Origin of the sequence: Lysinibacillus phoenicis (assembly GCF_047238325.1) — a bacterium.
In the GTDB taxonomy this organism is placed as follows: Bacteria; Bacillota; Bacilli; order Bacillales_A; family Planococcaceae; genus Lysinibacillus; species Lysinibacillus irui.
Genome location: NZ_JBDFMP010000002.1, coordinates 3523206 through 3546471, shown reverse-complemented (window position 1 = coordinate 3546471; position 23266 = coordinate 3523206). Strand labels below are relative to the sequence as shown.

At 34.4% G+C, this 23266-nt stretch carries 26 protein-coding genes; 4 read left to right on the top strand and 22 right to left on the bottom strand.

Annotated features, from left to right (window positions below; all coding sequences use genetic code 11):
- Window positions 1–4: 4 nt before the first annotated feature.
- The 7 genes from ABC382_RS19210 to ABC382_RS19180 all read right to left on the bottom strand — a co-directional run bounded on the left by ABC382_RS19210 (window position 5) and on the right by ABC382_RS19180 (window position 4588).
- Window positions 5–646, bottom strand: a complete 642-nt coding sequence (locus ABC382_RS19210; RefSeq protein ID WP_412927026.1) for a hypothetical protein — start codon at window positions 644–646, stop codon at window positions 5–7.
- A 20-nt stretch (window positions 647–666) separates the two neighbouring features.
- Window positions 667–1017, bottom strand: a complete 351-nt coding sequence (locus ABC382_RS19205) for a hypothetical protein (protein WP_412927025.1) — start codon at window positions 1015–1017, stop codon at window positions 667–669.
- 18 nt (window positions 1018–1035) lie between these two features.
- Window positions 1036–1272: a hypothetical protein gene (locus ABC382_RS19200; RefSeq protein ID WP_412927024.1), complete on the bottom strand. Its 237-nt coding sequence runs from the start codon at window positions 1270–1272 to the stop codon at window positions 1036–1038.
- On the bottom strand, window positions 1269–1472 hold the full coding sequence (locus tag ABC382_RS19195) for a YozE family protein (RefSeq protein WP_412927023.1): 204 nt from the start codon (window positions 1470–1472) through the stop codon (window positions 1269–1271). The genes ABC382_RS19200 and ABC382_RS19195 overlap by 4 nt, the downstream gene beginning before the upstream one ends.
- A gap of 283 nt (window positions 1473–1755) precedes the next feature.
- On the bottom strand, window positions 1756–4002 hold the full coding sequence (locus tag ABC382_RS19190) for a phage/plasmid primase, P4 family (RefSeq protein ID WP_412927022.1): 2247 nt from the start codon (window positions 4000–4002) through the stop codon (window positions 1756–1758).
- 71 nt (window positions 4003–4073) lie between these two features.
- Window positions 4074–4343 (bottom strand): DNA-binding protein, encoded by a 270-nt coding sequence (locus tag ABC382_RS19185; RefSeq protein ID WP_412927021.1) that lies wholly within the window; start codon window positions 4341–4343, stop codon window positions 4074–4076.
- A gap of 56 nt (window positions 4344–4399) precedes the next feature.
- Window positions 4400–4588, bottom strand: coding sequence for a helix-turn-helix domain-containing protein (locus ABC382_RS19180; protein WP_412927020.1), 189 nt, complete (start codon window positions 4586–4588; stop codon window positions 4400–4402).
- A gap of 144 nt (window positions 4589–4732) precedes the next feature.
- On the opposite strand from ABC382_RS19180, the gene ABC382_RS19175 reads away from it, so the two are divergent.
- The 3 genes from ABC382_RS19175 to ABC382_RS19165 all read left to right on the top strand — a co-directional run bounded on the left by ABC382_RS19175 (window position 4733) and on the right by ABC382_RS19165 (window position 8475).
- Complete coding sequence (locus ABC382_RS19175) at window positions 4733–5266, top strand: helix-turn-helix domain-containing protein (RefSeq protein ID WP_412927018.1); 534 nt, start codon at window positions 4733–4735, stop codon at window positions 5264–5266.
- A 48-nt stretch (window positions 5267–5314) separates the two neighbouring features.
- Window positions 5315–6460, top strand: a complete 1146-nt coding sequence (locus tag ABC382_RS19170; protein WP_412927017.1) for a site-specific integrase — start codon at window positions 5315–5317, stop codon at window positions 6458–6460.
- Window positions 6461–6888: 428 nt separating this feature from the next.
- Window positions 6889–8475, top strand: a complete 1587-nt coding sequence (locus tag ABC382_RS19165; protein WP_274794473.1) for a catalase — start codon at window positions 6889–6891, stop codon at window positions 8473–8475.
- A gap of 45 nt (window positions 8476–8520) precedes the next feature.
- Here ABC382_RS19165 and ABC382_RS19160 read toward each other — a convergent pair whose 3' ends face one another.
- The 3 genes from ABC382_RS19160 to nagB all read right to left on the bottom strand — a co-directional run bounded on the left by ABC382_RS19160 (window position 8521) and on the right by nagB (window position 10915).
- On the bottom strand, window positions 8521–8919 hold the full coding sequence (locus ABC382_RS19160; protein ID WP_322611137.1) for a cytidine deaminase: 399 nt from the start codon (window positions 8917–8919) through the stop codon (window positions 8521–8523).
- A gap of 13 nt (window positions 8920–8932) precedes the next feature.
- Window positions 8933–9838, bottom strand: a complete 906-nt coding sequence (locus ABC382_RS19155; RefSeq protein ID WP_322611138.1) for a S66 peptidase family protein — start codon at window positions 9836–9838, stop codon at window positions 8933–8935.
- 363 nt (window positions 9839–10201) lie between these two features.
- Window positions 10202–10915, bottom strand: coding sequence for a glucosamine-6-phosphate deaminase (nagB, locus tag ABC382_RS19150; RefSeq protein WP_274794476.1), 714 nt, complete (start codon window positions 10913–10915; stop codon window positions 10202–10204).
- Window positions 10916–11101: 186 nt separating this feature from the next.
- On the opposite strand from nagB, the gene ABC382_RS19145 reads away from it, so the two are divergent.
- Window positions 11102–11848 (top strand): arylamine N-acetyltransferase family protein, encoded by a 747-nt coding sequence (locus ABC382_RS19145; RefSeq protein WP_322611139.1) that lies wholly within the window; start codon window positions 11102–11104, stop codon window positions 11846–11848.
- Window positions 11849–11884: 36 nt separating this feature from the next.
- On the opposite strand, the gene ABC382_RS19140 is transcribed toward ABC382_RS19145, so the two are convergent.
- The 12 genes from ABC382_RS19140 to ABC382_RS19085 all read right to left on the bottom strand — a co-directional run bounded on the left by ABC382_RS19140 (window position 11885) and on the right by ABC382_RS19085 (window position 23260).
- The gene (locus tag ABC382_RS19140) at window positions 11885–12970 is read right to left on the bottom strand and encodes an S-layer homology domain-containing protein (RefSeq protein WP_322611140.1); all 1086 of its coding nucleotides are present in this window, start codon (window positions 12968–12970) and stop codon (window positions 11885–11887) included.
- Between the two features lie 80 nt (window positions 12971–13050).
- Entirely contained in the window at window positions 13051–13401 is a 351-nt protein-coding gene (locus tag ABC382_RS19135) for a VOC family protein (RefSeq protein ID WP_312507331.1), read from the bottom strand.
- 124 nt (window positions 13402–13525) lie between these two features.
- Window positions 13526–14212, bottom strand: a complete 687-nt coding sequence (locus ABC382_RS19130) for an ABC transporter ATP-binding protein (protein ID WP_274794480.1) — start codon at window positions 14210–14212, stop codon at window positions 13526–13528.
- A gap of 2 nt (window positions 14213–14214) precedes the next feature.
- Entirely contained in the window at window positions 14215–15246 is a 1032-nt protein-coding gene (locus tag ABC382_RS19125) for an ABC transporter permease (RefSeq protein ID WP_322611141.1), read from the bottom strand.
- A 144-nt stretch (window positions 15247–15390) separates the two neighbouring features.
- Entirely contained in the window at window positions 15391–16182 is a 792-nt protein-coding gene (locus tag ABC382_RS19120) for a phosphotransferase family protein (RefSeq protein ID WP_322611142.1), read from the bottom strand.
- A gap of 394 nt (window positions 16183–16576) precedes the next feature.
- Window positions 16577–17284: a LytR/AlgR family response regulator transcription factor gene (locus tag ABC382_RS19115; protein WP_322611143.1), complete on the bottom strand. Its 708-nt coding sequence runs from the start codon at window positions 17282–17284 to the stop codon at window positions 16577–16579.
- Window positions 17281–18624, bottom strand: coding sequence for a sensor histidine kinase (locus ABC382_RS19110; RefSeq protein ID WP_322611144.1), 1344 nt, complete (start codon window positions 18622–18624; stop codon window positions 17281–17283). The genes ABC382_RS19115 and ABC382_RS19110 overlap by 4 nt, the downstream gene beginning before the upstream one ends.
- Before the next feature lie 25 nt (window positions 18625–18649).
- A complete protein-coding gene (locus ABC382_RS19105; protein WP_322611145.1) occupies window positions 18650–18796 on the bottom strand; it encodes a cyclic lactone autoinducer peptide in 147 nt (48 codons plus the stop codon).
- Window positions 18796–19359: an accessory gene regulator ArgB-like protein gene (locus ABC382_RS19100; RefSeq protein WP_412927016.1), complete on the bottom strand. Its 564-nt coding sequence runs from the start codon at window positions 19357–19359 to the stop codon at window positions 18796–18798. Before ABC382_RS19100 ends, ABC382_RS19105 begins: the two co-directional genes overlap by 1 nt.
- 160 nt (window positions 19360–19519) lie before the next feature.
- On the bottom strand, window positions 19520–20116 hold the full coding sequence (locus tag ABC382_RS19095; protein ID WP_322611147.1) for a hypothetical protein: 597 nt from the start codon (window positions 20114–20116) through the stop codon (window positions 19520–19522).
- A gap of 2 nt (window positions 20117–20118) precedes the next feature.
- Window positions 20119–22500, bottom strand: coding sequence for an ABC transporter permease (locus ABC382_RS19090; protein ID WP_412927015.1), 2382 nt, complete (start codon window positions 22498–22500; stop codon window positions 20119–20121).
- A complete protein-coding gene (locus ABC382_RS19085; RefSeq protein ID WP_322611192.1) occupies window positions 22493–23260 on the bottom strand; it encodes an ABC transporter ATP-binding protein in 768 nt (255 codons plus the stop codon). The genes ABC382_RS19090 and ABC382_RS19085 overlap by 8 nt, the downstream gene beginning before the upstream one ends.
- Between the last annotated feature and the right edge of the window lie 6 nt (window positions 23261–23266).

The window sequence follows — 23266 nt, the reverse complement described above, 5'->3', positions numbered from 1 at the left end:
CCCCTTACCTCCCTTGTGTAAACAAACTACGCATCTTATTTTGACGTCTACTTCTTTTTGTCATATCAGGCTTCAACACAATTTGTTGAGCTGGCCCTTCGATAGATTCACTAATCTGTTTTGTTTGTTCCTCTGCTAATTGCTCATCACGCCAATAACGTTCATTAATTAATGTGAGATTTTTAATAACAGCATTCCTTAAACTCTCATAATCTACCTTTTGAGAATGCTCAAAATAACGTATAAACAACTCTCTATCTTCCACACTTAATGATTCACATATCTCATTGAAACGCTTGTATTGAAGCCTAATGCGGTTTATTCGTTTCTTATATGCAGCCTTTTCATCGATAATCATTAAAGCAAGTGTATCTGTCCTACTAGAAAAAGGATCATCGTTATCATAAGAAGGAATGCCATAGCTAAATTCGTACAGCTGGGCAAAGTGTGCTGCTTGTTTCTTGTCTAAATAGTTTGCTAGCTTGTTGGCATTGGCATCCATCCACAGTGAATACATACACTTCCTAACTTTATGTTCTAGTTCGGAAATAAAAGTATCTGAATCACTTTCAATCGCATAAGGTGTGTTAGCTGTAACAAGGGCCAATTGTTCACCGAATGCTTCTGAAATTGTAGTTTGATTCATGCAGCACACCCTCCTTTCAACTAAACCCAGTAAATACGTTCAGCAGTTTTTTTAATCAACCATTTACGTTTCTTCAACACCTGACTCTTAGACATATACAAACGATCTGCAATGATTAACCAGTCTTCAGAAATACCACTTGGATTCCAGTAGCGCATATCAACAATAGTTTTTAAATCTTCATCGAGTTCACTATAGAGTTGCTCAATTCCGTTAATTATTGTTGTATGTCTGTCTATAAAAGCATTTTCAGCAGGATTTTCACCAGATTGCAAAACTTCATACTCACGATGTTTCACGCGCTTTTTAATTTCTTCAATGTCTATCCAATAGTTTTCTATTACTTCAATTTCATACTTTTCTAATCTCATGAGCTTGTACCTCCACAATTAGTTCAATGGAATGCCGTGTTTTTTGGCCAATCGTAGGTTTTCTTTATTATTCCGATCAATCACCAGCTCATATGTTGTTGGTCTAGGTAAATTAATACAATGAGCGACGACGTTACCTTCTTCTGCAGCATGAATATGTTTATCTTTACAGATTACACACTTTTCAATTACTCCATATAATCCGGTTGGCTTTTGATAAGCTGTTTCTTTTAATGTAAGAAGTTGTTTTGTCATTTGCTGTATTCCTCCCATGCTTCTTTGAATATAGCCAGTACTCTGTCAGAAGCACCTTGACTATTAAGATAATCATAGATCTCTTTATAGTTTGTTGAATTCGGAAAAAATGGATCACCTTCAATATCATGGGCAAAATCACCATCGTACATAGTGCTATTTGCAAAGTTTAATATCCATTGTTTAAATGTTGGTTTCATAATATTTTTTCTCTCCTTTTTAGTTACCATGGTTATTCATTAGTTACTGTTGCGGTAACCATTACAAACCATTGGTATATATGTGTTTATCTATTATTAGTTACTTGGTTACTGATAATCAGAAAAAATAAATAAGGGTATATATATTCTTTATTACACACCTTATATAATGAACCTGTAATAAAATCAGTAACCAGTAACCAATCTATTTAAAAACCAATAGAATCATTGGTATTACTATATTTCAGGAGGTTACACACCTAGTTATCAAACGGTTACCATGTTACTGACTTGTTTTCGATTTAAACCCTTTATAAGATTTCCAATCACCATGGTACTTAATTTTCTTAGTTTTCCACTCCATATCATATTTGCTGTTTACAACCTCTTTAAATTTCTTTGTTTCTAAGGGTTGTATTCTATTTGCTTTACACCATTCTTCATAGTCTGATATAGCTCTGAAACCAGGAACATCATTGAAATACTGTTCATCAAATTCGTGGAAATAATCACCCCACGGATCATTATGTTCAGCAAATGCACTGGCTGCTTCCATCGCCTTTTCATTTGGTGTTAATTTGTCAGACGAAGGATTGTTTATCATTCTTTTTAGCGCATCAACAGCTAGTTTTAAAACATATTCTCTTGCTGAATCACTGGCAATCAATCTCATACTTTCTTCATCAGGTAAACATTCATTATCTAAAGAAAAGTTATGTTCAAATGGAATAATATTCAATCTACGATTAATAGCATTTCCGCTTTCGTTTAGATTAGGAAAATGATTGCTTGCAATGATCATCGTAGTACTTAAACGGACAGTTTCTGAATCTCTTCCTTTCCTTTCAATTTCAGCAAATCCCCCCGTTACAACTGTTTTCAATAAACCACTATCCTCAATAAGTGATTCTGGATTATCATCAACAATATTTGCTAACTTTCCATAAATTGATGCTCCAGCGAAAGGACTGCTTGCTAACTTTTGAGGAGTTACTGCTGAAATATTTCCACCATCTTTATTAAAGGTTTGGTGAATCATATTCAATATTGATGATTTTCCATTATGAGCGCTCCTACCAAGTAGATAGTGTATTTTAGGGACCAATACACCTGGATAAAGAACACATGCAAATATCTCCTTTATGTTTTCCTCACTCGGACTATGTCCTTTTGTAACTTTTCGAAGAGTGGATGCAATAAATTCGTCATATGCATTTGGTTTATAGTTCACTGATATTTTTTGTATTACAAATTTCTTTGAATCAAATGGTTCTAATTGAAAAGTTTTTAGATTCAGAAGTCCATTTTCAACAGCAATGTAATTTTCATTTAAACTATTAATTACTGGAGACATTTCCTGAATGTAATGATAGACCTCACGAATTTGACTATTTTTCAAGTCATCGTCAAAACTACGAATAATACCACTAATTTGTCTTCCTGATTTATCTTGTTCGTATATTCCTTTTTTGGGATTGTAGTAATATAAATCACTGTGTGGATTTGGATAACGAACAATAGAATATTCTTTTAAGACCTCTCTGGCCAAAATGCGATGAATAAACGATAAAGTACCATTGCCATTTGTCCTCCACCAATTTAAACCCTTATTGGATTCTTGCGGATTATAAGTTTCTTTACATTCAGAAATTGCTTTCAAAATATGTTTTTGACCATAAGTTGTGGAATGGTCATCTTCTGGCCTATCCCATTTATCACGAAATAATTTAGATTTCCTATAAATCGAATCCATTATTACTGGGTCCTTATTACACCAGAAGGATAAATCATTCAGGAAAGACATGTCCGCGCTCGAATAATCACCTTTAAATAAAGGTTCCCAACCACCAAATAAAAAACTATAAAAACGATCTCCATTCTTTCCATTAAGTGCTCTTCTAATTATTTCATCTTCACTCAAAGAAGCGCGTCCAAAACTTGCTGCAGTAATTTGTTGGGTAACAATGGTTTCGCGTTTTAATACTTTATCTAAAAAAGCATCAAGGATTGCTCCACCATCATTTATTGGGAGATCGTTTAGTGATTGTCCAGTTACCGTTATAAACCTCTTGTTATCGTATATTTCATATCCTGTATCTGCATTTTTATTTTTATGACGTTCTTTGTTATGCTTATATCGAAACCATATATGAGTCCCAGTACCACTGGGAGATACCTCTGCATAGGACATATCAGTAATCTCACTTGCTAATTCGTCTAAATTATAAACATCTGATATATCGTCAATATCCACAACACAATATTGATCTAATGGACTTAGGACAAAACCAATTCCCTCAAAATTATTTGATTCCTCGTATATTTCAAACACCTTATCAAATGTATTCCAAGTTGCAAAATCTATAGAACTAGCCCTTTTACCGTTAATTTGATATGGAATTTTTTCAAATTGTTGTCTCTCTTCGTTCCACTCGGCAGCCCAAAGGATCCACTGTGGAAGATTTTTTAATTCTTCTGGTATATTTTCTTCTGAAACTAAAAGAATTTTCTCTTTTTCTTTTATTGCCACTTTCTCACCACCTTGTGTTACGACATTGATGCTTCCCTATAACCACACTTGCCCCCGCAGCGTATTTTTTATCAAAAGCTGTTTTTCTTCAAAAAATTATCTATTTCACTTTTCGATACACGTTTTATTCCATCAATTTCACATACTTTTAAACCCATTGTTCTAAAACGAATAAAGATGTTGTAACTCACCCCAGCATATAATGCTCCTTCGCGGAGGTTCATCCACTCTTTTGTAGTCAACTGTTTTTGACTTAGTTCAATAGCTTGTTTAGTAGCAGATAAGACTACTTGTTTTAACTGTTCTTCTAAACCTTCTGGCATATCAAATTCAATTCGCACATATCTCACCTACTTTATAAAGTATCCCAAAACAGCATTTCAAATGCTGTTTAACTCTAAAAAAAAACTTCATCTATTATGACTTCTGGATATTTCTTTTTTAAAGATTCCATGAAGTTTCTTGATGCTTTTTTATGACCTCGTTCAACTTTTTCATACATAGAAAGAGAAACTCCCATTGACTTGGCCATTGATTTTTGTGTTAACTTTAATTCTTTTCTCATTTTTTTTAATTCAACAGTCATAATTAAGCCCCCTTTCAATTAACTTATTTACAAGATAACACAGCATCTATAATGCGGTCAAGCATTTATAATGCGGTTTTTCTTGTGAATTTATTAATTTGATGTTTTAATGAATGTAAGAAACCACACAAGGAGTGTGAAAATTTGAATACTCATGAGATAGGAAAAAAGATAAAAGATATAAGAAAAGAAAGAAAAATAACACAAAAACAATTGGCTGAAAAACTAGGTAATGCCGAAAGTACAATAAGAATGTGGGAACTAGGAAAAAACCATCCTTCTCCAGATAGTTTAAAAAAAATATCAGAAATATTGGATTATGATTATGCGGAATTAATGCATGTTGCTGGGTATTTAGATAAAAAAACTACACTTGAGGAATTAACTTCGGATTATGTTAGATTTACGAAAACTATATATGAATTATCTGTTTTAATAGCAAGTAATCAAGATCAATTAAAAAAGCTTCACTCTTTGATAGAAAAAGAACAAATAGAGGAATATGAAAATGAGTTTTTTCATTCGCAGATTAAAACTCATGAGAAAGAAATAGCTATGTTCAAGGAATTGCTATTTGATTCTATATCAAGTAAAGAAAGAACCGAAAATGAGATAAGAAAAGAAAAGGAAAAAATAAATAACGAAATAGAAGGTATAATAAAAACACTTCAAATATAATTGATCTCCTTCACCCCTTGCCCCCGCAAGCGTCTAGGAGGAATATGAATGGCTACAATTCAGAGTTACCAAAAGGATGGACAAAAGTATTATAAATTCCAACTTTATGTTGGCATTGATCCCTTAACTGGTAAATCAATAAAAACAACCAGAAGAGGATTTAAAACAAAAAAAGAAGCCCAACTTGCTATATCTCGATTGCAGCTCGAAATAGAACAAGGGGCTTTCCGTAAACAAACATTAGATACTTATCAAGATGTGTATAACCTGTGGATTGATAAGTACAGGCTCACAGTGAAAGAAAGTACTTTTGTAAAAACCAAAGAGATATTTAAACTACACATTTTACCACTGTTTGGCGAATATAAGATCGATAAAATTAATGTCCAAGTATGTCAAAAACATGTTAATGAATGGTTCTCTACTTTAAAAAAATACCGTTCTATTAGGGCATACGCTTCAAAAGTGTTAGATCATGCTGTTACATTAGGAATTATAGCAAATAACGTTATGAAGAATGTTACAATGCCAGTAAATATTGACCCACCGCAAGAAGACGAACAGGAAAATTTCTATACCAAAGAGCAGCTTGTACAATTTTTAAAATATCTGAAACAAGAAGGTAACTTTAAACACTATGCTCTATTCAGATTATTAGCTTTCAGTGGTATGAGAAAAGGTGAAGCTCTTGCCCTAACCTGGAATGACATTAATTTTACGTCCAAAGAAATTAGAATTAATAAAACTCTATCAAGTGGTGAAAATAATAGACTTTTTGTACAAACACCAAAAACAAAAAATTCTATTCGCACTCTAAAAATGGACAAAATTACATTGGACATCTTAGAAGAATGGAACAAGCTTCAAAAACAAGATTATCTAAAGTTAGGTATTAATACACTTAAACCTAATCAACTAGTATTCAGTAACGAAGACAATAAATATTTGCAACCGGCCATGACTAGAAAATGGATGATTCGTATTCAAGATAAATACAGCCTTAAAAAAATTACTACACATGGTTTGCGACATACACATTGTAGTTTGTTATTTGAAGCTGGTGCAAGCATTAAAGAAGTACAAGAAAGATTAGGCCACAGTGATATTCAAACTACTATGAACATCTACACACATGTCACTGAAAAGGCTAAAGATGAAGCTGCCCAAAAGTTTGCATCTTACATGAATTTTTAACTTCGCTTGAATGCCAAAATGAATGCCATTTGTTGAAAATGAATGCTATTGCATGAAATATGATTTTTAAAGAATGCTGATTAATCAAGGCTTTTCATATCACTTGAAACTGTATACAATAGATTTATGGGGTCGGTGAGACTCCAAACCGAGGTTGGATGTGCTGTTTTCAAATTAGCTTTTTCTGCTAACTTAGTTTAAACCAATTCCAAGTGACCTGTTACTGTATGACCGATGACTAATGACCAACCATAGGCAAAAGCCATACTCAAAACAACTTGATTCCGTTTGAAAACGCCATCCGAAGCTCTCCTACATTTATGTAAGGAGAGCTTTTTTATTGGCTCACACAATAGGCTTAGATTTTAATGTCTAGTTTGCCCCATTCAAGGACAAAATGGAAGTATCTATAGGAAAGGGGTCATACTATGACAAAGCAAAATGATTCAACCCATGAGCAAGATACAACACTGACAAATCGACAGGGTCATCCGATTACAAACAACCAAAACCTAAGAACAATCGGTAATCGTGGTCCAGCAACTCTTGAAAATTATGATTTTCTAGAGAAACTGAGTCACTTTGACCGAGAAAGAGTTCCAGAGCGAGTTGTCCATGCTCGTGGTGCAGGGGCACATGGCTATTTTGAAACGTATGGTGTTGTTGGTGACGATCCGATTTCTAAATATACACGTGCCAAAGTCTTTCAGGAAAAAGGGAAGAAAACGCCTGTCTTTGTACGTTTCTCAACCGTTATACATGGTGGACACTCCCCCGAAACATTACGTGACCCTCGAGGCTTTGCGGTTAAGTTTTATACAGAGGATGGAAACTGGGATTTGGTAGGCAATAATTTAAAGATTTTCTTCATTCGCGATGCCATTAAATTTCCAGACATGATTCATGCTTTTAAGCCTGATCCTATTACGAATATACAGAATGTTGAACGTTTCTTTGATTTTTGTGCGAGCTCGCCAGAAACATTCCATATGGTCACTTTTGTGTACTCCCCTTGGGGCATTCCAGCTAACTATCGGATGATGCAAGGCTCTGGCGTTAATACGTATAAGTGGGTTAATAATGAGGGGAAAGCAGTACTCGTTAAATACCATTGGGAACCGCTTCAAGGTATTAAAAATTTAACACAAAAGGAAGCAGAAGAAATTCAAAAGAAGAATTTCAATCATGCCACACAGGATTTGTATGACGCGATTGAACGTGGGGAATATCCTGAATGGGAGCTACATGTGCAAATTATGGAGGACGGCCCACATCCTGAGCTTGATTTTGATCCATTGGATGATACAAAGCTTTGGCCAAACGATCAATTCCCATGGTATCCGGTCGGCAAAATGGTGTTAAATAAAAATCCTGAAGATTATTTTGCAGAGGTGGAACAAGCTACTTTCGGCACAGGGGTACTTGTCGATGGCTTAGATTTTTCGGATGATAAAATGTTGCAAGGTCGTACTTTCTCTTATTCCGATACACAGCGTCATCGTGTAGGAGCCAACTATTTGCAATTACCGATTAACGCACCTAAAAAACGGGTTGCAACCAATCAACATGGTGGGCAAATGATGTATAAGCGTGATTTGGCACCTGGTCAAAATCCACATATTAATTATGAACCATCCATGTTGAATGGTTTAAAGGAAGCCACACAGACAGGCAAGGAATATACACCTTATGTAGAAGGAAATCTTGTTCGAGAATCGATTGATCGTCAAAGTAATACGAAGCAAGCAGGTGAAACCTACCGTAACTTTGAGCAATGGGAACGTGATGAGCTTCTTGAAAATTTAATTCGTGACTTAGCTGTCTGTCATGAAGATATTCAAAACGCCATGATAGCTCTTGCGGAAGAAGCGGATGAAGAATATGGCCGCTTACTAAAAGAAGGATTACAAAAGGCCAGAGAACATTCCTCTACTTCTAAGCCACTTGGCAATATTGATGGCAATCAAGCGCCTCAAGATGCAATAAATAAAGGTCATGATGCTGAGCCTTATTAAGAAAGCAAAAAAAGACATTACATTTTTTGTAATGTCTTTTTTGTATTATTGATATGCTCTATACCAATGATAGGGCTGTATTTCTTTCAATGATTTAAATAGTAATTCACCATCTGGGTTGGTAATAGCTGCTTTGACATTCTCTCCCCAATAAAAAAGTCTTTCCTGGCAAACCCCACATGGTGTAAGCACTACAAACTCTGATTTTTCATTTTCTCGAGCTACACAAATCGAATGCGTAACCTTTACATTAAATTTATGTGCCTCTAGTATAGCACCTGTTTCCATACATAGTTCAGTAGCTGCATTGATTACCTCTGGTGCAACACTTGTTAAAATCTGTCCATTTTCGGTATATAACGCTGCAGCTCCTCCCCATCCAGAGGGGTATCTTTTTTCTGCTAATGCTATTGAAGCCTCATAGAGTACTTTTTCAATAGCCATCTTCATCCCCCTCTCATTCATGCACGCCAGGTAAAATCCGCAACACCTTTTCCTGCGCATCTAAAATAGCATCTACTCCGAACGGGATGGCAATATTCGTTGTTTCATGTCCAATCTTAAAGCCAGCCACAACTGGAATGCCTAAATTCCCAAAATATTCCTTCATTAATAGATGTAATGCCATTTCATCAGATTTTGTCTGTGTAAATGAGCCAATGACAACACCTGCGAGCTGTTCTAACTTTCTTGCTTGTTTTAATTGCTGAAGCATCGAATCAATTCCTGAGATCGTTTCCCCCATTTCCTCTATTAATAAAATACGGCCCTCTGTTTGCACTTCAAATTTAGTTCCTAATGTGCTGACAAGACGATTGAGATTACCTCCGATCATTTCACCTCGTGCCACACCACCAGCAATCGTTGTTAAGGGAGAAATCGCCTCTGTATACTGAATTTCGATCGGAGAAAATAATTGTAAGAACATTTTCTTCGATAAATCATCTATCTTACTAGCTGACATCAACATTGGTCCGTGAAATGTCACTAGATGAGCATACTCATTTATCGCACAATGTAAATATGTAAGATCTGAAAACCCCCAAAATATTTTAGGATTTTCTTCTAATAAAGCATAATCAATTTTTTCAGCTATTCGTGCAGAGCCGTAGCCCCCCTTTGCACAAAAGATTGCTTTGACCTCCGGATTTTTCACCATTTCATGCAGGTCACTTAATCTCGTCTCATCATCCCCAGCCAAATAATCATGTTTGGCATGGATCGTATCACCGATAATATAGCGAAGACCCAATTCATCTAAAAATGCTAATGCTTCCCCTAGCTTTTCAGGTTCTACAACACTTGAAAGGGCAACAACACCAACTAGATCTCCCTTTTCTAAATGTGGTACGGTACTTTTCAACACAATCCCTCCTCTGTTTTCCTAATTCTAGCATACCAATACTCTGCAAGCATTGAATAGTCTCCTGAGAGGTAATGATATCTTCTGCTCTATTGATGCACGAGGTTTGCTCCAAGATTAGGTAAACCCGCTCATAGTAGCATGAAATCCGCTCCTAGATGGAATGAAGACGCTCAATAAGAGAAGAGAATCGCTCTTAGCTAAGGGGAAAACGCTCAAAAACGGGTGCGATCCGCTCCAAAGTAGTGCGAAGGCGCTCAGAAACCAGTGTTATCTACTTTAAGCTAAGTCATTAGTAGTGTATTTTCCAGAAAAAAACAAAAAGCAAAGACCTCAATCATAAGAAGTCCTTGCTTATTATGTTTATTTTGTTCCACCAAAGATAATTGTAACATTTGGATGGTTTAATAATTGACTAGCAGGGAATTCTTCCGTCACATGACCACTTTTTAATTTTTCAATAGCATCAAGTTTCTTTTCCCCAAAGGCAATAAGGACAATTTCTTTGGCCTTCATAATGGATTGAATCCCCATTGTAATTGCATGTGTTGGTACTTCAGAAGGATCATTAAAATAAATAGCATTTTCTGTTCTTGTAGACTCAGTTAATTCTACAATATTGGTCATAGAATCAAACGGAGTACCAGGCTCATTAAAACCTATATGTCCATTTACCCCGATTCCTAAAAGCTGTAAATCAATTCCCCCTGCTTCTTTAATCCGCTCATCATAAGCTACACACTCAGCAGTTAAATCTGCTGTCTTACCATTTGGCAAATGAATATTCTCCGGCTGTATATCCACAAAATTAAATAAATTCTCATGCATAAATGTCCAGTAGCTTGCAGGACTAGTTTGTTCAAGACCGACATATTCATCCAAGTTAAACGTTTGAATATTCTTAAATGATAAACGATCTGCTTGATGTCGTTTCACTAATTCCTTATACATGCCTACAGGTGAACCGCCTGTTGCTAATCCTAAAATGCTATCAGGCTTCTCTTGTATTTGTTTGGAGAAAATATTCGCGGCAACTTCGCTCATTTCCTCATATGTATTCACTTCTATCCATTTCATTATGCTTACCATACCTACCTTACCTTCATTATTATTAACTAAAATGTAAAATATTTCACTTTATAGTAGCTAATATATTAATTTTACTAGTTATATTACTATTTTTCTATCATTTCCTTGTTAATATTATGCGTGTAATCTTAGGCTGTTTCGGTTATGTTATTAGTATGGAAGTGAGGCGATTTTATGAATTCACAGATTCAGCTATATTTACAGCAAATTCAATTTCAAGGATCTTTGGAGCCAACCATCCAATTACTTGGAAAGCTCCAAACTAAGCATCTGTTGACCATTCCCTATGAAAATTTAGATGTGGCCTTGAACCGTGGTATCTCCTTCGCTATTCCTGATTTATTTCAAAAAATAATTATTAATCGGCGTGGCGGAAATTGCTTTGAACTCAATATTTTATTTAGTTGGCTCTTACGGGAGCTTGGCTTTTCCGTAACCAATCGCTATGCTCAATTTTGGCGCAACGTGGCAGAAAACACTCCTGTAGAAGAGATTCCCATGCATCAGCTTTTATTAGTAAATGACGCTGGACAATCCTTTATATCAGATGTGGGTGTAGGTGCTTTAGCCCCCTGTAAGCCTGTACCTTTAATTGCAGGACATCAACACCGTGAAGGCCGTGAGTTATATAAAGTAGAACGGGATGAAATAAATGGTTGGATGCTTTTCGAGCAAGCAAAACAAAACTGGCGTTTGCTCTATAGTTTTCGTGACGATGCAAATGATGCTATGTTTGCTCCCAGACTCTCTAAGCAAAAAAATAAAATTGCTATGATTCGAACGGCTCATGGACGTCATACTATGATGAACAACGAATTTAGAATCTATGAAGGATCCTCCTTAACAACCTATACAACACAGAATGATAAGGAATGGCTACAAGCACTTCAGCGGTTTTTTCATATAACTTTACATGCTTAAAGCAAGCCCACTTTAAAAAGGAGGCTTGCTTTCTTTTTATTTCATTGTTCGATTAAGTAACTCGTAAACGACAATATCATTGTGTAGCTCTTTGACTAAACCAATCTCATCGACAAAATAATAAGTTTTTACTACATCACTATATATTGATTTTTCTTCAAGTATTATCACACCTGAATATTGCACATCACCCGCCTGAACAGTACCGTTAGTTGTTTTAACTGTCACTCGTACACCAGACGAAACTCCAGGATCATCTTCATGTAACATGACACCTATTCTAAGAGGTAGTTCCAAATATAAGTCGTAATGTGTGTTAGCCTTATCAGCAATAGCCTGACCATATATACGATCATGACCATACAACAGCTCATTAGGAAATGTTTGAGCTGAACTTAGATTTTGAACCGTCCATACATCATTTTTACCGTCATGATGATGATACTGGTAGTTTAACGTATAACGTTTATGATCATTTAAAGAATAATAGGCATACGTATAAACAAAAGTAGGATCTTTTAATAGGTTAGGTCTAGCCAGGGTCATCGCTCGTGCCAAAAACGCTGAGAAATGGGCTCGTGTAACAGGTTTATTTGGCTGAAATGACCCATCCTCATAGCCCCTTACTAAATGATTATGAGCCAGTGCTAAAATTTCCTTATACCCTGGTGTCTGTTCCGTTACATCTGAAAAATAATAGGAATCGGTGCCTTTTAATTGGAAAGCCCGTTGCAGCACAATAGCCATTTGTCCCCTGGTAATCATTGAATCTGGATTAAATTTATCAGCTGAATCAAAAATACCCTTATTTTCTACTGCAGCTATTTCTTTATAATACTTATGCGCTGTCGTTACATCCTGAAAGTTTGGATTTTCTACATTAATTGTATTTAAACCCAAAGCACGAGTTAACATTACAGCTACCTGTGCTTTTGTAACATTTTCATTCGGTTTGAATAAGGTTTTGGAGTAGCCTTTTATAATATCCTGCTCCACCAAATAATCAATTTCTGTCATCAATGTATCATCAGCTATATCTATAAAACTAGCCGCCTTTGCTTCCTTAGGTAACATGCCAATAGTTATCAGGATTAAACATACTATTTTCAATAGGTTTTTCATGTCATTCCTCCTCCATCGATTCTTTACCCTAAAAACTACTTCTTAAAAATAAAAAAAGCCTCTTCTTTAAGAGGCTTTTTTTATTTATATTGAATTAATCCTATGCCTATTCCAGTCGGATCAACCAAATAGGCAAGAAAAAAATTATCAAATTCCATTTTATCTCGCAAAATAGAAGCACCATTGTTTTTTGCCTGTTCAATCACTTCATCAATGGCATCTACTTCAATTTGAATACGAGTACCATGTGGAAAATCGCTTGGTCCTTTACCTATTCCACCATCAATCCCTTTTATCTCTTCGTTCCCTGTCGTAACTTCTCTATAATCCCAAAAGGGGGGTGCCACCTCCCAGCCAAACACCTTATTATAAAACGCAGCTGCTTTCTCTGGATCTTGACTATTTAATTCAAAACCGACCACTCTTCCCATATATATCCTCCTCTACATATTGAAGCATAATGTTTAGTTCAATAAACTAGATAAGATTTCCTCTTTATTTAATTAAAAAATGACATTAATATTTAGTTTTATCAATTAGTGTTAGCCTAAAAACTTACTGTATGGTTTGTAATACAATTCCATCATTCATTTTAACAATACGGTCTGTATAAGCTAACATTTCTTCATCATGCGTCACCATCAACGTTGTAATCTTTAATGTTTTGGTTAATTCTCTGAGTAAAAACATAATTTCTTGAGAACGCTGGGAATCTAAGCTAGCTGTTGGCTCATCAGCAAATAATACTTTAGGTTGATGGATGATCGCACGTGCAATTGCAACACGCTGTTTTTCCCCACCTGATAATGAAGAAGGATAAGCTTTTTTACGATGAGCCATTCCCACCAATTGTAATAAGCGATTCACTTCATACTGCTGTTCATGACTCTTTAATGGAGATTCAGCTACATCTAGCATTAATAGCAGCTGCTCCTCCACTGTAAGAAAGGGTACGAGATGCGCGAATTGAAAGACAAAGCCAAATTTACTAGCACGCAACTTTCGTATCTGTTCAGTGCTCATCTTTGTAAGATTTTGTTCCTCAAAGAGTACTTGCCCTTCAGTTGCTTTCTGCAATCCAGCTGCTATCGTTAACAATGTACTTTTCCCTGAACCAGAGGCACCAACCAATGCCGTAATTTCTCCCTCTTTTAATGAAAGATTAATGCCTTTCAAAATTTCTTCTTCGACTTCGCCATTTTTAAACGTTTTTCTTACTGCATCGATTGTAAATAACGTCATGATTAAGCCTCCCCTTGTTGTATAGCTTGTAACGGTTCAATTTTTTTAATTTGTAGCCCTGACAATGTCGCTCCGATAAAACCAATGATGAGGAACACCATGGATAATTGTGTTGTTGTACCAAATGATAAGGTGAAGGGCATTCCTTTGGGAGCAACTACATTGAAAACCTGGCTAAGACTGACTGATACCACAAGTGATAGAGCTGTAATAATAACCATTTGAGTCCAAATCATTTTAAACAACCTACTTGTTTTTAAACCAATTGCTTTTAAAATGCCGTACAAACCAATTTTTTGTACATTCATCATATAGAAGAAAATAGCGAATAGCATGCCGCTAATCACAACTAAAAACCAAATGATCATGTTTAAGGACAACTGTTCCGCATTATAGCTAGGAATAGTATTGAGAAATTCTTTATTGCTATATGCCTGAAGCTCATTAATGTCCTCTGATCCGCTGTTTGGTACAAAAATTAGCTGCATATCTTTTACTCGATACATTTCCTGGTAGGCCTCTTCACTAATATAAGCGACAGGTGAATGACTAAATTTCTTTTGCTCTACAAAACCTTTGACAATAAATTCTCCACTGTATTGATTATTCGTCAATACGTCACCAATCTGAATCCCTTTTTCCTGCAACGAGCTATCTAAAATAACCTCACCTTGATGTACATTTTTAAACAGTGTGGATTCCGTAGATGAAACAAAAGCAACACTCTGCTGTTTATCGTCCTTATCATTTAAAAAGCCCATTTGAATCGAAAAAGCCACTGCCTCTTTCTCTTTACCCATTACCTCCTGCTGAAGATTGCTATCGATTCTCGAAAGATTAAACGTACCCTCTGCATCCTCAGCCATGTAAAAATGTCCCTTTGGTAAATCTTTAATTAAAGCTGCATTATCTTGTGACAGGCCATTTGCCAAACCTGAAATAATAAATGTTAAAAAGCTTACTAGAAAAATAATGGAGCCCAAAATTAAAAACCGTACTTTATTCTTCTTTATTTCCTTCCAGGCAAGATTCATCCTTAACCCCTCCATTTCGTTGATACCCATATCTTAAAATTGTTAAATGAACGGAGAATGAACTAATATAAAAAAGACATAGAAAACAAAAAACCACTCAAAGATATTTTTATCCTTTAGAGTGGTTGAAGGTTTATTAATTTTTTAAAAAAATTCATATAATCCATTTTTAAAATAGTTGTATTCACTTTCGTCTATTAACTTTACGCCATACCCTTCATAAAAAATTTGTTTATCTATTTCTGTTTCAAATGCCCATGGCTTAGGACGAACTGCTAAAGCAACATCATATCGTGGGTCACCCCATGCTCCAGCGCTCCAATCAATTATTCCCGAAATCCTCCGATTATGTACAAGTACATTATCAATTGTGAAATCACCATGTATAAAGGTTTGCTGAGTTATCTTTGGTTTGTGTCTCTTCAACCTACTTAACAATTCAGCTGTGCCATCTACTTTATAATTTTTCATATTAAACTCAGCTTGTTCTAGCATATCGTCTATCCATACTGTGTCCTTTATTAACTCCTCTGGACATGGAGTTGAATGAATGGCAGATAGCGTCTTTCCAAAGTTAAATAGTATTTCATGTCTATTTTCTGTATTATCCTCTTTTTCCAGAGCACTTCTAACGGTGTCGCCTTCTAAATATGCCATTAAAGCCCATGACTGATTTTGTAATGGTTGTTCGATAAAATAATATAGCCTCGGAGTAGGTAAAGCAGATGCTGCTAGATTTTTAAGTACCCATGCTTCTTTCGATAACCAAGCACAGAATGGCATTCCTTTTGCTCTTTTTAAAACGAATGTCCCTCTTTTAGAATTAAGAATTCCTACATCCGATGTATGTCCCTGTCTAGGAAAATGAATATTAATAACTGCTCCGACATACTCGACGATCTCTTTAGGTATTTCGTTTAGTTGTATGGGTTTCAAAATTTTCAACACCTCAGCTTTTATGCGTTAACTCTAATTTCCAATAAAAAAAGGGTAGTTATTATTCCCATATTTGATCTATCAACTCACACTGTTTTTATGAAATCAAATTGAACCCATGGTAACACGTTTTGATGAATTTTAACGATATATTAAATAAGTTTTATCGTATATTTTACTTTTCCTTTCACAACTAACTAACCTATTCACTTTCCTTTTTCATCAGTAAGAAATAAAGAGCTGCATATTCAACTCAATGATCTTCAAGTAAAGCTCTCTGATTGTTTGGTTTGTACTAAAGTATTATTCCCTCTGTAGACTCACGATGTGATTCCATCTAAACTGGGATCCGTATAGAAATGAATATCTTTATCAAACAAATAGTGAATGCTAATTATTTTAAACCCTTTATAAGTCGTGCAGAGGCAAAGCAAGTTTCGCCATTTTTGAAATATACAATTCGTTCCTTATGATCTACAAATTCAATGTTTTGTTTATTCACAATAAAAGCCTTATGACATTGATACATTGATGTATGTGCTTCCTTAAAATCCTTTAAGCGACCATAAAACTCAATATGCTCATTTTCTAAATGTAATATAATTTTATGTAATTTTGGGGATGCCGCAAAAAAGTATATATCCTGAATAGCAATATTCCTTGTATAACCATTTGCTCTTATTTGAATCTGTGAAGGTGCTTGTTGTTGGCCAATTTGAATATACTTTTCATATGCGACTTTTAGTGTTGCTAATATTTTTTGCTGTAACATATCTGTGTGATCCTTAATAATAAAATCTAACGCAGCAATTTTATACATAAACGTTAAATAGGTCATTTCGGCATGGGTTGTGACAAATATAATACTGCACAATGGGTCGCGTTTACGAATCATATCACCTAACATAAGCCCTGTTATTTCATGGTTCAAATCTATGTCCAAAAAATAACAATCTGCTTTTTCAAATGCAATGACCTCATCAGGGTTTGTGGTTGTGAGTACAATTTCAATCCCATTTCCCTCCATCATGGCATAGTTTTCAATAGTTTTTTTGATATGCTCTAACTGAACAACATTATCTTCACAAATAATCACTTTCATATTTGCACCTCTTGATCATCAATAAACAACTCTTGTATAAATAAATTACCATTAATTTTTGTATTCAATCGCAGTTTTAGAGAAGCATCCACCATTTGGCGTAAAATAGATAAACCTAAGCCTCGCTCCTCTCCCTTTGTCGAAAAGCCTTCTTTAAAAATTTTATGTACTTTTAACTCATTACTTTGATTTGACGAAAAAGTATTCACACATACAATTAACACAGCACCATCCATTCGAATAATGGCTAATCGAATCCAAGGCTCTGTAGCATTCTTACTGGCTTCGAGTGCATTATCCAATAATATACCGCACAAGCGATTTAATTGAATCTCATCCAATGCAATTCTGTCAATATCTTCAACAATTTCAACGTACATTGGTATTTGAAATGTCTGTGCTTGGATAAGCTTTGTTGTTAATAGTCCCTTTAAACTAGGTATATGTAAACAATTAAGCATCGAAAAAGCCATTTCATGCACTTGCTCATTCTTTTCGGTTTGTAAAATATGTCGATAAAAATAGGTTTCTAGTTCCGAGTAATTTTTAGAATCTATAAAATGACGCATTGATGTTAAAATATTCTTATAATCATGCTTAAATTTACGCATATCACGATTGATTTCCTCAAGCGACGCCACATACGATTTAAATTCTTCCAATTCCTTTTCTTTTTGTTTAATATGTATGTTCTTAATAGCTAAGTAAACGAAGAAACAAATAATAATGATAAAGATCATCAAATAAATCACAAAAAAGAATAAATTATGTTGGACACTACTGATAAACGATGGACTATCTATCAACACAATATCGGTATACATAAAGGCAATCGTCATAATTAATAGAGGAATCATTGCAAGTATAATATATTGCTCAAACACATACCATCCTGCAAAATAACGGAGTAACCTTTTGTAGACAAGCACCAAAATAAATAAGATACTCATAGAAACGAAGAGTTGTACCAATGGAGAAGTGATGATAGCTTCCATACCATTTGATAAATGATACACGACAAGCGAAGAAATATGATCAGCCATAACAACTAAAACTATTGTAAACAGCACGTGAACGATATTCCGTCTTCGCTTTGTTTGCTGATAGACGAAGAAACTTACCACTAATACGACATACGCCATAGCATATACACCTATAAAAGCAAATAACACAACTGGTGGTACTACTATTAATAAGGCAATCTTCAAAACCATTTTTTTTGTTATTGTAATTTCACTAAAATATAATGGTAAAATACTTAATATGAAAAATTGATAAATAATTAAAGTTAAATAGGATATACTCCACATATTAATAACAAAATCCTTCCAGATTAACATATAATTATTCCCTATTTTATATTACTTATGGTAATTTTTCAAATTTGTTCAGTTCTTGTGGTAACTCCTCTTCTCCTAAAACTCCCCAACACATATAAACAGAGCCAAAGTCCGCTAATTTAATAAGTAAGTTACACAAATTTTCAACCACTTTATCAAAAATAAATTTCATCAATGATACCCTCCTAATTTTGCAATAACCACTAACACAACCGCCTTAAAAGCACCCGCTACGAAAAATACACTTATTGATGTTGGAAAAATAACGAGCAGTACGCCCAACACAATAACTCTCCTATACAATTTTTTAAACAAGAATGTTCGATGAGCTTCACCTCGTACCTTTGTTTTTTTAGAACTCACTGGACCAATAAAAAACAAGATGACAGCTCCAAGTAAAAACACTCCCCAAACAACGAGTGAAGTGATAGGCAATGCTCCAGCTAGCCATGTGATGAATGGAAATGAAATGCTACTAACAACAAGACAAGTTTTATATGAAGAACAATGCGCACCATATGCTACTTGCCGTACAAGTAGAAATCCAATTTGAACTAACAACATTTTCCAAAATAAACCAATTGCAATAGCTATACCGTATATAACCAATAATTTTTTCAACTCGCTTGTAACAACACGAAATCCATACACTAATTTAATTTTATCTAACTGTGTTAACGGTCTTTTATGGTCAAAATAATCTACTAGTATTTCCTCTTTTGCAGTAAATTCCATATCATCATCTCCCCGATAACCAGTATAAAACATATAACGACTAAATAGTTAAAAATTACATAAAAAGGATATTTATGTTGCTAAACTTTCATTTTCAATCTTCCACTTACATAAACGTAAAAAAAAAGAACGTAAGTGTAGAGTAATACTTAACGTTCCTTTAAATAAGTTTTTCCGTATACGCCTTATATACTGCTTCTAAATAATGAGATGTTCCAAAATATGAATTAATATTCCGAATCGCTTGCTCTATCTCAATATTTGTGAATTTTTGCGAGTTGCAAAGATAGTCAATGGAGTGCCCTTTTGCCAACTCCGTGAGCACATTCATGTCTAAATTATTTAATTCTCCAACTCGTCTTGTGTCAACTATTTCAATTGAGTCTCCTTCAATGATATGAACTAATTGTTCTATCGTCATATTTTTATTTATTATCTTACAATTCGAGATATTACTTGTGTAGAAATGAAGCTCTCCAATATTTTCATCTGTCATAAAAATAATTTGGCATTTCATTGTTTCGAGGTTTTTTAAATATGGTATATTGTGGGTAAAATGCTTATGAGATGTGTCAATTAACACAACATCATATTTTTTATTGGCATTTATCCTTATGACAATCTCACTCGGCAAGTTAATAGTATCAATTTCCCAAGATGGTCTATACATAGTGAACATATTTTTTAAAAGCTCTTGAATAAGCGTGTAATTTGAATGTACTAAGATATACAAAATTCTTTTATTAGATTCAAACATTTCTAAATAACACTCCGTTTTACAAATCGACCAATATATAGACGACAACATAATAAAATAACCATTACTATACCTATACCTGAGCTAAATATAAACAAGAAATCCCATCCTATTTGCCCATCTGCATCAATTTGCATAATTAACTTGGTTAAAAACATGCCACATGTTAAACCAAATAGTAAACCGATAGTGACAATAAAGAGAACTTCAGACCAAATAACCTGTTTCAATTCTTTTGGGGAAATCCCAATTAAACGTTGAGTATTGTATTGCTCTCTCCTTTTAAAGATAATATGAACAATCGTTTGCACTAAACCAGTACAACTCGCTACTACTAAAGCAGTCAAAACGACCATGAACATTGCCCATCGTTGATAAAACCATTCCGAGGCTTGCTCTAAAAGAACAGCTCGCTCCACAATTTTTAACGTTGGCCAATCATGAATCGCCTGTTGAAGATCGTCTAATGTTGTTCCATTACCTAAAGTTAAATGGATTTTATCAATGGTTACAACATCTTTAATCAAAGGGGAATTCCAATCAACAAAAAGTTGTTTATATTTGTTTTCTGTTGGAACGATCCCAGTAATTCTTAAACGAATGACTTTTCCATTTGACCTTCTATCTAAGTAATCGCCTTCTAAAACATCGCCTATTTTTAAATCATACTTATCAGCTACATCATCTGTAATTTCAACTCTATCTGCTCCACCAAAATCTTTCGCAAAATAATTCAGATTAACCCCATTATTAGTGAGAAAAGAACTACCCTTACTATCTAATTGTATTTCTTTTATTGAAATTTTTTTTCGCAATAACTCTATATCATTATAAGAAATATTCTCAAAATAAGGATTATCAATCGCTACTTCATACGGATAGGTTTTTTCAATCGTTGTTTCCTCGGATTCTACAATAGATTTCAAAAATGTACCATTAAACGTAATAATCATAATCAAAATAGCTAATATACAAACAACAGGAACATAGTTGCTTAAACTAGGGATGAATAGAATTTTTACATAGTGCGCTTTGTTTCCTAAATAGCGATGAATCCAGGAAGAGTATTTTTTCAATGTGTATACCATAATATATGGGAATAAAAAGAATAGACAACCTATGATACATACACTTCCAGTAAAAATGAAAATAATTGACTGAATTGCATCATTTTGCACAATACCTTGTGCAAGAATAAGTAATGACATCACACCTATTATAAAAGTAAGTACGGTCTTCCATTTTGTCCAATGATATGATTTAAACTCATAATTTCTTTTCATTGCTAAAGGTAATATTTTAGTTACCCTCGCTACTTGAACAAACACAAACATGTAGAGTAAGAAATAAATAGCAAGTAAAATTGCTGAAAAATAGACAACAGGAATGTTAAAATGGGCTTGTGGTAAGCCGACCATCTCAACCAAAGATGGGACAATGAATTTTAGCAACAAAAGGCTACTGATTGTGCCTGCTCCTACACCTATTAGTAATATGATAGTGGATTGATAGTTGACAATCTTTTTTAGTTGCCCTGTCGTTGCTCCCATTGTTCTTAAAACGAAAAATTGGGCTTGTAAACGACTAAATAATAATGAAAAAGTGGACTTCAATAATAGACCACTAATAATGATAATACTAACCACTAACATCATGATGAAAACGAGTAAGGAAATTAAATTTGCTTGTACCCAGTCCGTTTCTTTCGTTATATCCACACGTATATTTGGGAAAAATTGATGTAATACAGTAGCTGTCTGCCACACATCCGTTGTTTTAATCATGACAAACAAGCCTTTTACATCCGATGGAATACTACTTACAATTTTCAAAGAATCAATGTCCATATAAAGAATAGGCGCATCTTCTCCATATTCATTAGGAGATAGCACACCTTTTATAAGAAACGGCTTACCATTTACCACAATTGAATCTGCAACAGACTTATTTAAAGTTTTTGATAAAGAATGTGAAATAATAACTTCATTATCTTTCGGTATGTCGTTTAAATGGTAAAAACCTTTTGTTAAATGCCCATTCGTAATACCTAATGTATAGGCTCCTTCAATCTTATCTATAGATGTAAATTGTAGTAAAATCGGTTCCACAAGCTCAACTTCTTCTAAAGTTTTAATCTGATTAAAACTTTCTTTCGTAATCCATTGACTAGACTCTTGACTAGATGAAAGGTTATAACCAGCTGAAATATCCACATCCCCATACAAGTTACGAATATTGTCTTCCATTTCTGTTCGTGCATTTTCAACATAGACCAACATTGTTGCAATTAAACAAACAGCGAGTGCTACAACATGTATGGCAATGATTACTTGTATTTTAGCAGCTCTACAAAGTTTCCAAGCAATATTCTTTAAATCATACATTGAGATAACTCCTCTGTATGTTTTTAAATTTGTCAAAAATCATCGATAAATTATCGCTATTCACTTGGTTGATATAATTATCTACTAATTTCCCTTTATGAAAGAATAGTACACGATCAGCATAAGTCGATACATGTGGATCATGTGTTACCAATATAATTGTTTGATTCGTTAGATTTTTCAATTGAACAAGTGTTGTTAGAATATCATTAGTTGTATTCACATCTAAGGCCCCTGTCGGCTCATCTGCCAGTAATAATAGCGGATTGGCAATAACGGCTCTTGCGATAGCCACTCTTTGTTTTTGCCCACCAGATAATTCATGTGGTTTCTTTACAGCTAAATCACTAATTGACATTTTTGTTAAAACATCTTTCACCTTTTGCGCAATTTTTTTAGAGTCCTCATCTAGCAAAATTAATGGCAGAGCCACATTATCTGATACCGTCAATTCATCTAATAAGTTGAAATTTTGAAATATAAAACCTATATTTCGTTTTCTAAATTCCGATGCTATCGGTTCTTGAAATTGCTCAATCATCGGTACACCTTGAAAAATTAATTCACCATGCGTAGGTTTGTCTAAAGCAGCTAAAATATTAAGTAATGTACTTTTCCCTGAACCACTCGTACCCATTATTGCTACGATTTCATTTTGGTAAATTTCACAATTGATTGTATCTAGTGCTTGTACCATAAAATCCTTTGACTGAAATTCCTTTGACACATTTTTCATCACTACTAATGGGATTTCTTTCATGTTTTG

Coding starts and splice junctions, on each gene's coding strand:
- ABC382_RS19210 (WP_412927026.1), bottom strand. CDS start 646: ATGAATCAAACTACAATTTCAGAAGCATTCGGTGAACAATTGGCCCTT.
- ABC382_RS19205 (WP_412927025.1), bottom strand. CDS start 1,017: ATGAGATTAGAAAAGTATGAAATTGAAGTAATAGAAAACTATTGGATA.
- ABC382_RS19200 (WP_412927024.1), bottom strand. CDS start 1,272: ATGACAAAACAACTTCTTACATTAAAAGAAACAGCTTATCAAAAGCCA.
- ABC382_RS19195 (WP_412927023.1), bottom strand. CDS start 1,472: ATGAAACCAACATTTAAACAATGGATATTAAACTTTGCAAATAGCACT.
- ABC382_RS19180 (WP_412927020.1), bottom strand. CDS start 4,588: ATGACTGTTGAATTAAAAAAAATGAGAAAAGAATTAAAGTTAACACAA.
- ABC382_RS19170 (WP_412927017.1), top strand. CDS start 5,315: ATGGCTACAATTCAGAGTTACCAAAAGGATGGACAAAAGTATTATAAA.
- ABC382_RS19165 (WP_274794473.1), top strand. CDS start 6,889: ATGACAAAGCAAAATGATTCAACCCATGAGCAAGATACAACACTGACA.
- ABC382_RS19160 (WP_322611137.1), bottom strand. CDS start 8,919: ATGGCTATTGAAAAAGTACTCTATGAGGCTTCAATAGCATTAGCAGAA.
- nagB (WP_274794476.1), bottom strand. CDS start 10,915: ATGAAATGGATAGAAGTGAATACATATGAGGAAATGAGCGAAGTTGCC.
- ABC382_RS19145 (WP_322611139.1), top strand. CDS start 11,102: ATGAATTCACAGATTCAGCTATATTTACAGCAAATTCAATTTCAAGGA.
- ABC382_RS19140 (WP_322611140.1), bottom strand. CDS start 12,970: ATGAAAAACCTATTGAAAATAGTATGTTTAATCCTGATAACTATTGGC.
- ABC382_RS19135 (WP_312507331.1), bottom strand. CDS start 13,401: ATGGGAAGAGTGGTCGGTTTTGAATTAAATAGTCAAGATCCAGAGAAA.
- ABC382_RS19130 (WP_274794480.1), bottom strand. CDS start 14,212: ATGACGTTATTTACAATCGATGCAGTAAGAAAAACGTTTAAAAATGGC.
- ABC382_RS19125 (WP_322611141.1), bottom strand. CDS start 15,246: ATGAATCTTGCCTGGAAGGAAATAAAGAAGAATAAAGTACGGTTTTTA.
- ABC382_RS19115 (WP_322611143.1), bottom strand. CDS start 17,284: ATGAAAGTGATTATTTGTGAAGATAATGTTGTTCAGTTAGAGCATATC.
- ABC382_RS19110 (WP_322611144.1), bottom strand. CDS start 18,624: ATGTTAATCTGGAAGGATTTTGTTATTAATATGTGGAGTATATCCTAT.
- ABC382_RS19105 (WP_322611145.1), bottom strand. CDS start 18,796: ATGAAATTTATTTTTGATAAAGTGGTTGAAAATTTGTGTAACTTACTT.
- ABC382_RS19100 (WP_412927016.1), bottom strand. CDS start 19,359: ATGGAATTTACTGCAAAAGAGGAAATACTAGTAGATTATTTTGACCAT.
- ABC382_RS19095 (WP_322611147.1), bottom strand. CDS start 20,116: ATGTTTGAATCTAATAAAAGAATTTTGTATATCTTAGTACATTCAAAT.
- ABC382_RS19090 (WP_412927015.1), bottom strand. CDS start 22,500: ATGTATGATTTAAAGAATATTGCTTGGAAACTTTGTAGAGCTGCTAAA.
- ABC382_RS19085 (WP_322611192.1), bottom strand. CDS start 23,260: ATGAAAGAAATCCCATTAGTAGTGATGAAAAATGTGTCAAAGGAATTT.